Source organism: Pandoraea sp. CB10b_02 (assembly GCF_002216225.1).
Lineage (GTDB): Bacteria > Pseudomonadota > Gammaproteobacteria > Burkholderiales > Burkholderiaceae > Pandoraea > Pandoraea nosoerga.
Genome location: NZ_NJGW02000030.1, coordinates 1 through 13,467, shown reverse-complemented (window position 1 = coordinate 13,467; position 13,467 = coordinate 1). Strand labels below are relative to the sequence as shown.

The 13,467-nt window shown below is 64.0% G+C and carries 12 protein-coding genes; 11 read left to right on the top strand and 1 reads right to left on the bottom strand.

Going from position 1 to position 13,467, the window contains the following annotated elements:
* Window positions 1-697 precede the first annotated feature (697 nt).
* The 7 genes from oxlT to CDN36_RS20840 all read left to right on the top strand — a co-directional run bounded on the left by oxlT (window position 698) and on the right by CDN36_RS20840 (window position 8,803).
* Entirely contained in the window at window positions 698-1,948 is a 1,251-nt protein-coding gene (gene oxlT, locus CDN36_RS20870) for an oxalate/formate MFS antiporter (RefSeq protein WP_502920393.1), read from the top strand.
* Window positions 1,949-2,138: 190 nt separating this feature from the next.
* Window positions 2,139-3,929 (top strand): oxalyl-CoA decarboxylase, encoded by a 1,791-nt coding sequence (oxc, locus tag CDN36_RS20865; protein WP_287497768.1) that lies wholly within the window; start codon window positions 2,139-2,141, stop codon window positions 3,927-3,929.
* A gap of 25 nt (window positions 3,930-3,954) precedes the next feature.
* Window positions 3,955-5,205, top strand: coding sequence for a formyl-CoA transferase (gene frc / locus CDN36_RS20860; protein ID WP_150557280.1), 1,251 nt, complete (start codon window positions 3,955-3,957; stop codon window positions 5,203-5,205).
* Between the two features lie 244 nt (window positions 5,206-5,449).
* Window positions 5,450-5,890 (top strand): PAS domain-containing protein, encoded by a 441-nt coding sequence (locus CDN36_RS20855; RefSeq protein WP_150557279.1) that lies wholly within the window; start codon window positions 5,450-5,452, stop codon window positions 5,888-5,890.
* 646 nt (window positions 5,891-6,536) lie between these two features.
* Window positions 6,537-6,680 (top strand): hypothetical protein, encoded by a 144-nt coding sequence (locus CDN36_RS20850; RefSeq protein ID WP_287497767.1) that lies wholly within the window; start codon window positions 6,537-6,539, stop codon window positions 6,678-6,680.
* Between the two features lie 12 nt (window positions 6,681-6,692).
* Window positions 6,693-7,940, top strand: a complete 1,248-nt coding sequence (gene frc / locus CDN36_RS20845) for a formyl-CoA transferase (protein ID WP_150557278.1) — start codon at window positions 6,693-6,695, stop codon at window positions 7,938-7,940.
* Between the two features lie 89 nt (window positions 7,941-8,029).
* Window positions 8,030-8,803 carry a fumarylacetoacetate hydrolase family protein gene (locus tag CDN36_RS20840; protein WP_150557277.1) on the top strand — a complete coding sequence of 258 codons (774 nt, stop codon included), beginning with the start codon at window positions 8,030-8,032 and terminating at the stop codon, window positions 8,801-8,803.
* Between the two features lie 219 nt (window positions 8,804-9,022).
* Here CDN36_RS20840 and CDN36_RS20835 read toward each other — a convergent pair whose 3' ends face one another.
* Window positions 9,023-9,967, bottom strand: coding sequence for a LysR family transcriptional regulator (locus CDN36_RS20835; protein ID WP_150557276.1), 945 nt, complete (start codon window positions 9,965-9,967; stop codon window positions 9,023-9,025).
* A gap of 271 nt (window positions 9,968-10,238) precedes the next feature.
* Between CDN36_RS20835 and CDN36_RS20830 the strand changes: the two genes are divergently transcribed.
* The 4 genes from CDN36_RS20830 to CDN36_RS20815 form a co-directional block, all read left to right on the top strand.
* A complete protein-coding gene (locus CDN36_RS20830; RefSeq protein ID WP_150557275.1) occupies window positions 10,239-10,613 on the top strand; it encodes an HAD family hydrolase in 375 nt (124 codons plus the stop codon).
* Between the two features lie 42 nt (window positions 10,614-10,655).
* On the top strand, window positions 10,656-11,798 hold the full coding sequence (locus CDN36_RS20825) for a Re/Si-specific NAD(P)(+) transhydrogenase subunit alpha (protein WP_287497766.1): 1,143 nt from the start codon (window positions 10,656-10,658) through the stop codon (window positions 11,796-11,798).
* Between the two features lie 15 nt (window positions 11,799-11,813).
* A complete protein-coding gene (locus CDN36_RS20820; RefSeq protein ID WP_206111096.1) occupies window positions 11,814-12,152 on the top strand; it encodes an NAD(P) transhydrogenase subunit alpha part 2 in 339 nt (112 codons plus the stop codon).
* 1 nt (window position 12,153) lies between these two features.
* Window positions 12,154-13,467 (top strand): NAD(P)(+) transhydrogenase (Re/Si-specific) subunit beta (locus tag CDN36_RS20815; protein WP_287497765.1); only part of this gene is annotated, 1,314 nt, incomplete at its 3' end.

Sequence of the window (13,467 nt, the reverse complement as noted above, 5' to 3'; positions counted from 1 at the left end):
CCCCGCACAGCGGGGATGAAGCGGGCCACGGATGTGTGAGCCCGACCGCCATGACAAACCGTGGTGAAAACCCCGTAACGCACGCCCGCGAGTGAATTATTACGGTGTGTTACAGCCACGAAAGCGGGTGGGGGAATCGGGCTTTTTGTGAGTGCAATTCACATAAATATCGTCTTGTGCCCGTTTCAAAAAATTTCAAGGAGCCCTATCTAAAAGGCCTGCGCGCCTTATCCGGCAAGCTTTGCGGATCAGGTTAACTCCTTAGTGTTTTCGCATTGCGTTGTTGCGCCGCTCAGGCCTACAGTGGCGTTACTGTATCTAGCCGCCACTTAGGACAGTGCCTCGCGTGCCGTGGTCGCTTTCGCTGCAATGGACGAAAACGACTGTGGCACGCGAGGTGAGAAACGAGGAAAGCAATAAATTAGTGTTGACTTATATCTGATATATCGTATATTTCGTTCGGTATATTTACGGGAGGCGCCGTATCCCGTGAGCATCAGAGAACAAGTCGACGAGGCAATGACCTCGTAAAGCATACCCAGGGGGCGTAGACCCCATCCGGAAGGTGTTGTTGTTGTGAAGCTGCCAAACAACTGAGAACCGATGGAGGAGGTACATAGTGGAGACGACTAATCAACACGGTAAGCAATCCGTGTTCGCGAGCCCTTGGGTTCAGCTCGTGTTCGGCGTGATTTGCATGGCGATGATCGCCAACCTGCAGTACGGGTGGACGCTGTTCGTCAACCCGATCGATGAGAAGTATCACTGGGGCCGTACCGCAATTCAGGTCGCGTTCACGATTTTCGTCGTGACCGAGACCTGGCTGGTGCCGATCGAAGGGTATCTGGTCGACAAGTTCGGCCCGCGCCCGGTGGTGGTCGGCGGCGGGCTGCTGTGCGGTGTGGCATGGGTGCTCAACTCCTTTGCCTCGTCGCTGCCGATGCTGTATTTCGCAGCGGCCGTGGGCGGTATCGGCGCCGGCGCCGTGTATGGCACCTGCGTGGGCAACGCGCTGAAGTGGTTCCCGGATCGCCGCGGTCTTGCCGCGGGCCTCACCGCCGCCGGTTTCGGCGCCGGGTCGGCGCTGACCGTGGTGCCCATCGCCAACATGATCAAGTCGAGCGGCTACGAGAACACCTTCCTGACCTTCGGTCTGGGCCAGGGGATCATCGTGCTGGTGCTGGGTCTGGCGCTGGCCAACCCGCCGGCCTCGATCGAGGCGCTCAAGAAGCTGGCCCCGGGCGCGATGCGCTACAACGCCAAGCCGACGGAAGTCATGCGCTCCCCGGTGTTCTGGCTGATGTACCTGATGTTCGTGCTCATGGCCGCCGGCGGTCTGATGGCGACAGCCCAACTCGGCCCGATCGCCAAGGACTACGGCCTCGATCAGGCGCCGGTCTCGATCCTCGGCTTGACGTTGCCCGCGCTCACCTTCGCACTGGCCATCGACCGCGTGCTCAACGGGGTGACGCGTCCGGTGTTCGGCTGGATCTCGGACAAGATCGGGCGGGAGAACACGATGTTCATCGCTTTTGCGATGGAAGCCGCGGGAATCTACGCGCTGGCCAAGTTCGGTCAGCACCCGGTGGCCTTCGTGATCCTGACCGGCCTGGTGTTCTTCGCCTGGGGCGAGATCTACAGCCTGTTCCCGGCGACCTGCGCCGACACCTACGGCTCGAAGTACGCCGCGACCAACGCGGGGATGCTCTACACCGCGAAGGGGACGGCCGCGCTGCTGGTGCCTTTCTCGAGCGTGATCACCTCGTCGACGGGTAGCTGGCAAGCCGTGTTCATGATCGCTTGCGCCATGAACGCTTTCGCCGCCTTCCTTGCCCTGTTCGTCCTCAAGCCGATGCGTGCCCGCCTGGCGCAGCGTTACGCGAGCGACTACAAGGCGGAATCCGAGCCGATCGTGAAGCCTGCGGACCTGACCCGCAGCACCACGTAAGGCGAACTTCGCAACATGCAAGAGCAGACTGGCTGGCTTGATTAGAAATGTTTGACCGGCGTGCAATCCGCGCCCCGCGGGGCCGGTTGCACGCCCGGGTGAGCAAGTAGAGAAGCAGTACGGGACCAACCCACTAATCGTCAGACAAGACGACGCAACACTGAAACCGGAAAAATTGGAGGAGAGAATTATGTCCATTGCGATGACCGTGCCAGTCGGCAAGGCGGAAAACGACACCGCGGGCGATACGCTCAAAGACAGCAGCCGACACGCGAACATCGTGTCCGAGGCAGAAACGACGGATGGATTTCATCTGGTCATCGATGCCCTGAAAGCGAACGACATCGACACCATCTTCGGTCTGGTGGGGATCCCCATCACGGACCTGGCCCGTCTCGCGCAAGCCGAAGGCATGCGTTTCATCGGCTTTCGCCACGAACAACACGCCGGCAACGCCGCAGCGATTGCCGGCTACATGACCCAGAAGCCCGGCATCTGCCTGACCGTGTCCGCACCGGGCTTTCTCAATGGCTTGACCGCACTCGCCAACGCCACGACCAACTGCTTCCCGATGATCCTCATCAGCGGTTCGAGCGAGCGCGAAATCGTCGACCTGCAGCAGGGCGACTACGAAGAAATGGACCAGCTCAATGCGGCCAAGCCGTATTGCAAGGCCGCCTATCGCGTGCTGCACGCCGAGGATATCGGCGTGGGCGTGGCCCGCGCCATTCGCGCAGCCGTGTCGGGCCGTCCGGGCGGCGTCTATCTGGACCTGCCGGCCAAGCTGCTGGCCCAGACCATCGACGCGAAGAAGGGCAAGGACTCGCTCATCCGTGTGATCGACGCCGCACCGCGCCAGATCCCGGCGCCGGACGCCGTGCAGCGCGCGCTCGAAGTCATCAAGGGTGCGAAGCGTCCGCTCGTGCTGCTCGGCAAGGGCGCGGCATACGCGCAGGCCGACGCCGACATCCGCGCATTCATCGAGAAGACCGGCATTCCGTATCTGCCCATGTCGATGGCCAAGGGCCTGCTGCCCGACACGCATGAGCAATCGGCCGCTGCCGCGCGCTCGTTCGTGCTGCAGGAAGCCGACGTGGTCGTGCTCATCGGCGCACGCCTGAACTGGCTGCTCGCGCACGGCAAGGGCAAGACCTGGGGCTCGGCGCCGAAGAAGTTCGTGCAGATCGACATCTCGCCGACGGAAATCGACAGCAACGTGCCGATCGCCGCACCGGTGATCGGTGACATCGGTTCGTGCGTCTCGGCGCTGCTCGCCGGCGTCGACGCCAAGTGGGTCAAGCCCTCGGCGGAGTGGACCGGCGCGATCGCCGAGCGCAAGAGCAAGAATCTGGCGAAGATGGCCGCCACGCTCGCGCAGAATCCGTCGCCGATGAACTTCCACAGCGCACTCGGCGCCATTCGCGACGTGCTCAAGAAGTATCCCGACATCAACCTGGTGAACGAAGGCGCGAACACGCTCGACTATGCGCGCAGCATCATCGACCAGTACCAGCCGCGCAAGCGCTTCGACTCGGGTACGTGGGGCGTGATGGGTATCGGCATGGGCTTCGCCATCGGCGCGGCCGTGACGAGCGGCAAGCCGGTGGTGGCTATCGAGGGCGACAGCGCGTTCGGCTTCAGCGGCATGGAACTCGAAACCATCTGCCGCTACGAGCTGCCGGTCACCACCGTGATCTTCAACAACAACGGCGTGTATCGCGGCACCGACGTGAACCCGACGGGCGGCAAGGACGTGGCGCCGACCGTGTTCGTGAAGGGCGCGCGCTACGACAAGATGATCGAGGCGTTCGGCGGCATTGGATACAACGTCACCACGCCGGCCGAGCTCACCAAGGCGCTGGAGGAATCCATCGCAGCCGGCAAGCCGGCCCTGATCAACGCGGTCATCGACGAATCGGCGGGTACCGAAAGCGGTCGTCTGACGAATCTGAATCCGCAAAGCGCGGCGATGAAAAAGTAATTCGAGTCAATCAAGGAGACACGACATGAGCAAACCTTTGGAAGGCATCAAGATCATCGACTTCACGCACGTGCAAGCGGGCCCCGCCTGTACTCAGCTGCTGGCATGGTTCGGTGCGGACGTGATCAAGGTGGAACGCCCGGGTTCGGGCGACGTCACGCGCAACCAGCTGCGCGACATTCCCGACGCCGATGCCTTGTACTTCACGATGCTCAACAGCAACAAGCGCTCACTGACGCTCGATACGAAAACGCCGGAAGGCAAGGAAGTGCTCGAGAAGCTGGTGAAGGAGTCGGACGTGCTCGTCGAGAACTTCGCCCCGGGCGCGCTGGATCGCATGGGCTTTACTTGGGAGCGCCTGAGCGAGCTCAATCCGAAGCTGATCGTGGCCTCGGTCAAGGGCTTCTCGGACGGTCACCACTACGATGACCTGAAGGTGTACGAGAACGTGGCGCAGTGCGCCGGCGGCGCCGCGTCGACGACCGGCTTCTGGGACGGTCCTCCCACGGTGTCGGCCGCTGCATTGGGCGACAGCAACACCGGCATGCACCTGGCGATCGGCATTCTGACGGCGCTCATCGGCCGCGGCCAGACGGGCCGTGGTCAGAAGGTGGCCGTCTCGATGCAGGACTCGGTCATCAACCTGTGCCGCGTGAAGCTGCGCGACCAGCAGCGTCTGGAGCGCGTCGGCTACCTGGAAGAGTATCCGCAGTACCCGCATGGCGAGTTCACCGACGTGGTGCCGCGCGGCGGCAACGCGGGCGGCGGCGGTCAGCCGGGCTGGGTGCTCAAGTGCAAGGGCTGGGAAACCGACCCGAACGCTTACATCTACTTCACGATCCAGGGCCACGCCTGGGAGCCGATCTGCCGCGCGCTGGGCAAGCCGGAGTGGATCGACGATCCCAACTACGCCACGCCGCAAGCCCGCCAACCGCACATCTTCGATATCTTCGCGACCATCGAAGAGTGGCTGGCCGACAAGACGAAGTTCGAGGCGGTCGACATCCTGCGCAAGTACGACATCCCGTGCGCGCCGGTGCTGTCCATGAAGGAAATCGCGAATGACCCGTCGCTGCGCGCGTCGGGCACGATCGTGGAAGTGCCGCACAAGCAGCGCGGCTCGTACCTGACGGTGGGCAGCCCGATCAAGTTCTCGAACCTCAAGCCGGAAATCACGGGCTCGCCGCTGCTGGGCGAGCACACCGACGAGATCCTGTCCGAGCTGGGGTACAACAAGGAGCAGATCGCCAGCCTGCACGCATCGCGCGCAGTCTGAGTCCGGTCTGAGCAGCAAGGGCGGGTACGCACCCGACGCATCGTCACCCTGCCGGGGCGGCGATGCGGGTGCGGCACGTCCGGTGTTCGCGGGTGCGGGCTCCATGTGGAGTACGCGCCCGTTTTTGTTTTCGGGGCCGCGTTGCCCGTTAATTGATGTACTTTATTGGCATATTTGCCGGTCCGAGTGAACGATAATGGGCCGGCATGCCAATCGCATTCCCCACTATTGTCCTGGAGACATCATGAGCGCATCCGTCGACGTCAATCAGTTGGTGCAGGTCGTGGGCGACGCCATCGTCGTTGCCGACCCGAACAACATCATCACGCTGTGGAATTCGGGCGCCGAGAAGATGTTCGGTTTCTCGAGCGAAGAGGCGCTCGGTCAGCCGTTGGACATCATCATTCCCGAGCGACTGCGCGCGCGTCACAACGAGGGTTATGCGAAGACCATGGCCACGGGGCAGACGAAGTACGGCAGCGATCTGCTCAAGGTGCCGGCCACGCACAAGGACGGCCGCGCCATGTCGATCGCGTTTACCGTAGCGTTGCTGCACGGCGCGGCCGGCGAAGTGACCGGCATCGTGGCCGTGATTCGCGACGAGACCGCGCGCTTCCAGGAAGACCGGCAATTGCGCAAGCGCCTGAACGAGCTCGAAGCCAAGCTCGCCGCCACGGCCGGCTGAGCGCACGGTGTCGCCCATCACGCTCGTGCGGCGCATCTGACGTTCGCGAGGCCGGCGCGAGAGCCGCGGGCCTGCGACGACACAGCCACGGCCCAGCACCGAAATGCCGCGTCTTCCCGCAGGGAAGCGCATTGCATTTCGGTGCTTTTTTATTGTGACGTGGTGTGGCTGCGTCTTTGAATATTTTGTATTCAATATATTTAAAGACAATTACCACCGTCCTGGGAAAGGAACCATGCGCTCTCCCGCTCCCGGACATGCCTCTTAACTGCTGTTAATCCCTGCTACTTCCCTCTACTCCCCGTGCTTCCTGTCACCCCCTGTTAACCCCTGTTACCCCCTGTTAACCCCTAGGTGAAACGAGGTCAAAACGCTGTCGGATTCGCGTGTTGCACTGCGAATGCCTTGTCGGACAAAGGCTTCCCGGGATGTCGGGACTCTTCATGCCGCGCGACGGCAGGGATCACCGGCAATAAAAAGCCGTTGATAAAATATCGTGTATGAAATACCGTATATCACAAGAATGCGTCAGCGATCGCGACGGCGCCTGAAGTGCGGCGACGGCTCTCGCTGAACCGGCATCACCCCATTTGCTTGTCTTGCATACCCATTACATAAACGCCGTCGCATCAGGAGGAGACAAACCATGATGATCGTCGCCAGCATCCGGCGCGAAGCCAGCCCTGCGGGTCAGCCGCACGCCATGCGTGCGTGCGCCGCGCATCCCGTCCGACTTTCGATCCGTGTTTCGATCCGTGTGCCGGCCGCCGCGGCCGCAACCCTTTGCTGAGCGGAGACGACCATGGGTAAAGCACTCGAAGGTGTTCGCATTCTCGATTTCACGCACGTCCAGTCCGGCCCGACGTGTACGCAATTGCTGGCATGGTTCGGCGCCGACGTGATCAAGATCGAGCGGGCGGGGCACGGCGACGTCACCCGCGAGCAGCTGCGCGACATTCCCGATGCGGACAGCCTGTACTTCACGATGCTCAACAGTAACAAGCGTTCGATCACGCTCGATACGAAGCACCCGGAAGGCAAGGCGGTGCTCGAGCGAATGATTCGCGATTGCGACGTGCTGGTGGAGAACTTCGCGCCGGGTGCGCTCGACCGCATGGGCTTCACCTGGGAGCACATCCACTCGCTCAACCCGCGCATGATCGTGGCGTCGGTCAAAGGCTTCGGCCCCGGCCCGTACCAGGACTGCAAGGTCTACGAAAACGTGGCGCAGTGCGTGGGCGGTGCGGCGTCGACCACTGGCTTCGACGACGGCCCGCCCATGGTGACCGGCGCGCAGATCGGCGATTCCGGCACGGGACTGCACCTGGCGCTGGGCATCGTCACGGCGCTCTATCAGCGAACGATGACCGGCAAGGGCCAGCGCGTGCTGACGGCCATGCAGGACGGCGTGCTGAACCTGTGCCGCGTGAAGCTGCGCGATCAGCAGCGTCTGGAGCGCACTCGCGTGATGGAAGAATACCCGCAGTACCCGAACGGCACGTTCGGCGACGCGGTGCCGCGAGCGGGCAATGCATCGGGCGGCGGACAACCCGGCTGGATCCTCAAGTGTCGCGGCTGGGAGACCGACCCCAACGCCTACATCTACTTCATCACGCAGGCGCCCGTGTGGGGCTCGATCTGCAAGGTGATCGGCAAGCCCGAGTGGGTCGAGCATCCGGATTACGCCACGCCGCGTGCGCGCTTGCCGCGCCTGCGCGAGATCTTCGACACGATCGAGCAATGGACCATGACGAAGACCAAGTTCGAAGTCATGGCGATCCTCAACCAGTACGACATTCCGTGCGGTCCGATCCTGTCGATGAAGGAGATCGCCGAGGACATGTCGTTGCGCGAGACCGGCACCATCGTCGAGGTCGATCACCCGCAGCGCGGCAAATACCTCACCGTGGGCAACCCGATCAAACTGTCCGACAGCCCCACGCACGTGGAGCGCTCACCGCTGCTCGGCGAACATACGGAAGACGTGCTGGCGGAGTTCGGCTACAGCCCGCAGCAGATCGCCGCGTTGCGCGAAGTCGGCGCGGTCTGAGCCGCGCCCAATGGAATCAAGACACCGCGCCCGGCGCGCGCACGGCAGACGTTGCCGCGCCACCGGGCCGTCACCGGAATGGCAAACGCATGAAACTCTGGACTCGCTTCAAGACCGCGCATGGGCGCATCGGCTTTGGCCTGCTGCAGGGCGATCAGATCGCCGAACACCGCGGCAATCTCTACGATCAGCCGGTGCCGACGGGCGCGACCGTGGCACGCGACGCGGTCGATCTCCTGTGCCCGTGCGAGCCCACGAAAATCGTGGCGCTCTGGAACAACTATCACGCGCTCGGCGCGAAGCTCGGCAAGGCCGCGCCCTCGCACCCGCTGTTTCTCATCAAGCCCGCCACCTCGCTCGCCGGGCCCGACGCGGTGATTCGCCGTCCCGCGTCGTATGCGGGAAAGATCGTCTTCGAGGGCGAACTCGGCGTGGTCATCGGCAAGCAGGCGAGCAACGTCAGCGAGCAAGCCGCGCGCGACTACATCCTCGGGTACACGCTGGTCAACGACGTGAGCGCCGTTGAGATCATCGAGCAGGACGGCAACTTCGCACAGTGGACGCGCGCCAAGGGCTTCGACACGTTCGGCTGCCTCGGGCCGGTCATCGCGCAGGACTTCGACTGGCGCGAAGCCGAGCTCGTCACGCGTCTGGACGGCGTCGAGCGTCAGCGCTACCCGCTCGCCGACATGATCTTCAACCCGTGGCAACTCGTTGCCCGGATCTCGCAGGACATGACGCTGTTGCCCGGCGACGTGATCGCCGTGGGCACGTCCATCGGCGTGGGTTCGATGAAGGAAGGCGCGCTGGTGGAGGTGAGCATCGACGGACTGGGCACGCTCGCCAACCGCATGGGCGGCTGAGGTCGCCGCCGGAGACAGCCGGGCACGCCGGGCATGGGGGGCGGCAACAGCGCAAGCGATTTCACGGTGGTCGGCCGGGGTGGCAATGGCCTGAGTCGATCGCCCTTTTTCATTCGGCAGGCGGCGCACGACGTGCGTGGTATTGCGTGGTATTGCGCAGTATTGCGTGGTATGGCGCGGTCTGCCTTGGGACTGAGCCCGGCGGGCCGGCAACGTCGTTCACGGCGCCGGCGGCGGCACGGGACTCTTGTAAGCCATCATGCCGTCGATCAGCGCGGCGCCTTCGGCGAGCAGGAACTCCCGGAACGCGAGCGCGACCGGCGGCAGGCGCTTGCTGCGCCGATGCACGACGTACCAGCTTTGCCAGGCTGGAAAGCCTTGCACGTCGAGCACCGCCAGTTCGCCCGTGCGCAGTTCCATGCCGACCGTGTGCGCCGACAGGAAGCTGATACCCATGCCCGCGATCACGGCTTGCTTGATGGTCTCCGTGCTCGAGATCTCCATCGCGATCTTCAGTTGCTGGGTGCGATGGCCGAAAGCGTCCTGCAGCGAGTTCCAGGTGTCGGAGCCGCGCTCCCGGCTGATGAACGGCTCCTGCGTGAGCCGCGAAAACGGGATATGCCGCTCGCCGGCGAGCGGATGGTCGGGGGGCGCGACGATGACGTATGGGTGCGGCGCGAACGCCTCGTTGATCGTGTCGACTTCGTGGGGCGGACGCACCATGACGGCCAGGTCGGTGAGGTTCTCGGTGAGCTGATGCAGCAGTTCCTCGCGGTTGTGCACGGTGAGGTTGAGCGTGACGCCGGGATGCCGCGCGGTGAACGCCGCGAGCAGGCGCGGGAAGAAGTAGTCGCCCGCGCTGATCACGGCCACGTTGAGCTTGCCGCCGGTAATGCCCTTGAGGTGGTCCATCGCCTCTTCGGTCTCGCGAAAGAGCGCAATGATCGCGCGGCTGTAGTGGAGCATTTCGGTGCCCGCCGGCGTAAGGAAGATCTTCTTGCCGAGTTGCTCGAAGAGCGGAAGTCCGGCGTGTGTCTCGAGCTGCTTGACCTGCGTCGAGACGGCCGGTTGGGTGAGGTGCAGTTCTTCGGCGGCGCGCGAGAAGCTCAGGTGGCGCGCCACCGATTCGAAAACTTTCAACTGGCGGAGCGTGGCGTGTTTCATGCGACGGGGACCAGAGAGGGATAAGGGTTCAAGAGTTGCGAGGCGCGTGCGGCGCAACGCGGACCGCCAGCGGTGCGTGCCTGGGGAAGTATAAGTAATCGTAGATGATTTGCATAATTAACTTTAACTGTCTTTTATGGATTGGGCTGCGTAATCTGCAATGGCAGCCCGCGAGAACGTGATGTGACAGCAAGGGGGTGGCGAAGGCCAAACCCAGCGAGCGCGGGGCAACGTGTTCTGGAGACGATCACTGTTTTGGGAGAGCGCCATCATGTCTGTCATCGAAACGCATATCAAACCCGCCGCCCTGGCACCGGTTGCCAACGCCCATCTGCATGCGTTCAACAACGCATTTGTCGAACTGGGTCTCGACTGGTATTGGGATCACTCGACGTACACCCGTTTGCTGCACCTCACGGGCAATCAGGATTTGCCGCTGGCGTATCTCGAAGGCGCTTCGGCGCAGGCGTTGCGCATGGCCGAGCTGACGCTGATCGGCGCTTACCTCGACGGTCATCAGCCGCACCTGCTGCGCGCCTACGAGCCGGAATTCCTGTGCGATCTGATTCACTGCACGAAGGTGCGCTGTTTCGAAGCCGCCAATGAAGGCCGTTCGATGCAGCCGCCGCGAGCCGCGCTGGCCTGAGTTTTACAACACCACAGGGGCTCAGACCCCGAGACAATAACTATGCATATTGGCATTCCAAAGGAGACGGTCGCCGGCGAAACCCGCGTCGCGGCCACACCGGAAACGGTGAAGAAGCTGGTGAGCGCAGGGCATCGCGTCACCGTCGAGCATGGTGCGGGCGAGGCGGCGAGCGTGCCCGACGCGGCGTATGTTGCCGCGGGCGCGTCGAGCGGCAGCGCGGCCGACGCCCTGGGCGCCGAACTGGTGCTCAAGGTGCGGGCGCCGTCGGTAGCGGAGATCGCGCAGATCCCGCGCGGCACGGTCGTGGTCGGCATGCTCAACCCGTTCGACGCGCAGAACAACGCCCGCATGGCCGCCGCCGGGATTACCGCGTTTGCGCTCGAAGCCGCACCGCGCACCACGCGTGCGCAGAGCATGGACGTGTTGTCCTCGCAGGCCAATATCGCGGGCTACAAGGCGGTGATGCTCGCCGCGAACCTCTACCAGCGCTTCATGCCGATGCTCATGACGGCCGCCGGCACGGTCAAGGCCGCGCGTCTGGTGGTGCTCGGCGCCGGCGTGGCCGGGCTGCAGGCCATTGCGACAGCCAAGCGGCTGGGCGCCGTGATCGAGGCGTCCGACGTGCGCCCGGCCGTGCGCGAGCAGATCGAGTCGCTCGGCGCCAAGTTCATCGACGTTCCCTTCGAAACCGACGAAGAGCGCGAGATCGCGCAGGGCGTCGGCGGCTACGCCCGCCCCATGCCCGCCGCCTGGCTCGCGCGCCAGGCGCAGCTCGTGCACACGCGGCTCACGCAGGCCGACATCGTCATCTCGACGGCGCTCATTCCCGGACGCCCGGCGCCCACGCTCATCGCCGAGGACACCGTCAAGGCGATGAAGCCCGGCTCGGTGATCGTCGATCTGGCGGCCGGGCGCGGTGCCGAGCACAACGGCACGCGCGGCGGCAACTGCCCGCTGTCGGTGGCCGACGAAGTCGTGAAGGTGCACGGCGTGACGATCGCCGGCTACACGAATCTGGCCGGCATGGTGGCGGCCGACGCGTCGGCGCTCTACGCGCGCAACGTGCTCGACTTCCTCAAGCTGATCATCGACAAGGAAGGCAAGCTCGTCATCGATACCAACGACGACATTGTCGCGGCGTGCCTGATGTGCCGCGACGGTCAGGTGCTGCGCGCCGCATAAGGAGGGGGGACGCAAATGGAATTGATCAATCACACGGTGATCAACCTGATCATCTTCGTGCTGGCGGTGTACGTCGGCTATCACGTGGTGTGGAACGTCACGCCCGCGCTGCACACGCCGCTCATGGCGGTAACCAACGCCATCTCGGCGATCGTGATCGTCGGGGCGATGCTCGCGGCCGGCCTCACCGAAGGCGGGCTCGGCAAGACGATGGGCGTGGTGGCCGTGGCGCTCGCGGCCGTGAACGTGTTCGGGGGCTTCCTCGTCACGCAGCGCATGCTGGAGATGTTCAAGAAGAAAGACAAGTCGCCGGCCAGGGCGGCAAACGACGACGCGACGAAGGGAGCGCACTGACATGAGCATGAATCTTGTGACGCTGCTGTATCTGGTCGCGTCGATCTGTTTCATCCAGGCGCTCAAGGGCCTGTCGAACCCGAAGATGGCGCGACGCGGCAACGCGTTCGGCATGATCGGCATGACGATCGCCGCGTTCACGACCGTGGCGCTGATCTTCGAGCTGCGCAGGCTCTCCGGCGGCGGCTACTCGGGCCTCGGCCTGATTCTCGCGGGGCTGGTCCTCGGCGGCGGTATCGGCGCGTATGTCGCGCGCAAGGTCGAGATGACCAAGATGCCGGAACTCGTGGCCGCCATGCACTCGCTGATCGGCCTGGCGGCGGTGTGCATCGCCGTGGCGGCAGTCGCCGAGCCGGCCGCCTTCGGCATCGTGCCGGCCGGCGAGACGTCGCTGCCCGCGGGCAACCGCATCGAGCTCTTCATCGGCACGTTCGTCGGTGCGATCACGTTCTCGGGCTCGGTCATCGCGTTCGGCAAGCTCTCGGGCAAGTACAAGTTCCGGCTGTTCCAGGGCGCGCCGGTCGTCTACACCGGCCAGCACACCGTCAACCTGCTGCTCGCCATCGCGATGCTCGGCTTCGGCGTCATCTTCTTCCTGTCGCAGAGCTGGCTGCCGTTCATCCTGATGACGGCCATCGCCTTCGTGCTGGGCGTGCTGATCATCATCCCGATCGGCGGCGCGGACATGCCGGTCGTCGTGTCGATGCTCAACTCGTACTCGGGGTGGGCGGCGGCCGGCATTGGCTTCTCGCTGAACAACCCGATGCTGATCATCGCCGGTTCGCTCGTCGGCTCGTCCGGCGCGATCCTGTCGTACATCATGTGCCGTGCGATGAACCGCTCGTTCTTCAACGTGATTCTGGGCGGCTTCGGCGCGCAGGCGGGCGCCGGCGGCGCGGCCGATGCGCAGCAACAGCGGCCGGTGAAGTCCGGCTCGCCCGACGACGCGGCCTTCCTCATGAGCAACGCCGAATCGCTGGTGATCGTGCCGGGCTACGGCCTGGCCGTGGCGCGCGCGCAGCATGCGCTCAAGGAGCTGACCGACAAGCTCGTGGAGAAGGGCGTGAGCGTGCGCTACGCGATCCATCCGGTCGCCGGTCGCATGCCGGGGCACATGAACGTGCTGCTCGCCGAAGCCGAAGTGCCATACGACCAGGTGCTCGAAATGGACGAAATCAACGGCGAGTTCGGCCAGACGGACGTGGTGCTGGTGCTGGGCGCCAACGACGTGGTCAACCCCGCGGCGAAGAACGACCCGCAGTCGCCGATTGCCGGCATGCCGATTCTCGAGGCTTACAAGGCCAAGACGATCATC

Coding starts and splice junctions, on each gene's coding strand:
- CDN36_RS20850 (WP_287497767.1), top strand. CDS start 6,537: ATGATGATCGTCGCCAGCATCCGGCGCGAAGCCAGCCCTGCGGGTCAG.
- CDN36_RS20825 (WP_287497766.1), top strand. CDS start 10,656: ATGCATATTGGCATTCCAAAGGAGACGGTCGCCGGCGAAACCCGCGTC.
- CDN36_RS20855 (WP_150557279.1), top strand. CDS start 5,450: ATGAGCGCATCCGTCGACGTCAATCAGTTGGTGCAGGTCGTGGGCGAC.
- oxc (WP_287497768.1), top strand. CDS start 2,139: ATGTCCATTGCGATGACCGTGCCAGTCGGCAAGGCGGAAAACGACACC.
- CDN36_RS20835 (WP_150557276.1), bottom strand. CDS start 9,967: ATGAAACACGCCACGCTCCGCCAGTTGAAAGTTTTCGAATCGGTGGCG.
- CDN36_RS20830 (WP_150557275.1), top strand. CDS start 10,239: ATGTCTGTCATCGAAACGCATATCAAACCCGCCGCCCTGGCACCGGTT.
- CDN36_RS20820 (WP_206111096.1), top strand. CDS start 11,814: ATGGAATTGATCAATCACACGGTGATCAACCTGATCATCTTCGTGCTG.
- CDN36_RS20840 (WP_150557277.1), top strand. CDS start 8,030: ATGAAACTCTGGACTCGCTTCAAGACCGCGCATGGGCGCATCGGCTTT.
- frc (WP_150557280.1), top strand. CDS start 3,955: ATGAGCAAACCTTTGGAAGGCATCAAGATCATCGACTTCACGCACGTG.
- oxlT (WP_502920393.1), top strand. CDS start 698: ATGGCGATGATCGCCAACCTGCAGTACGGGTGGACGCTGTTCGTCAAC.
- frc (WP_150557278.1), top strand. CDS start 6,693: ATGGGTAAAGCACTCGAAGGTGTTCGCATTCTCGATTTCACGCACGTC.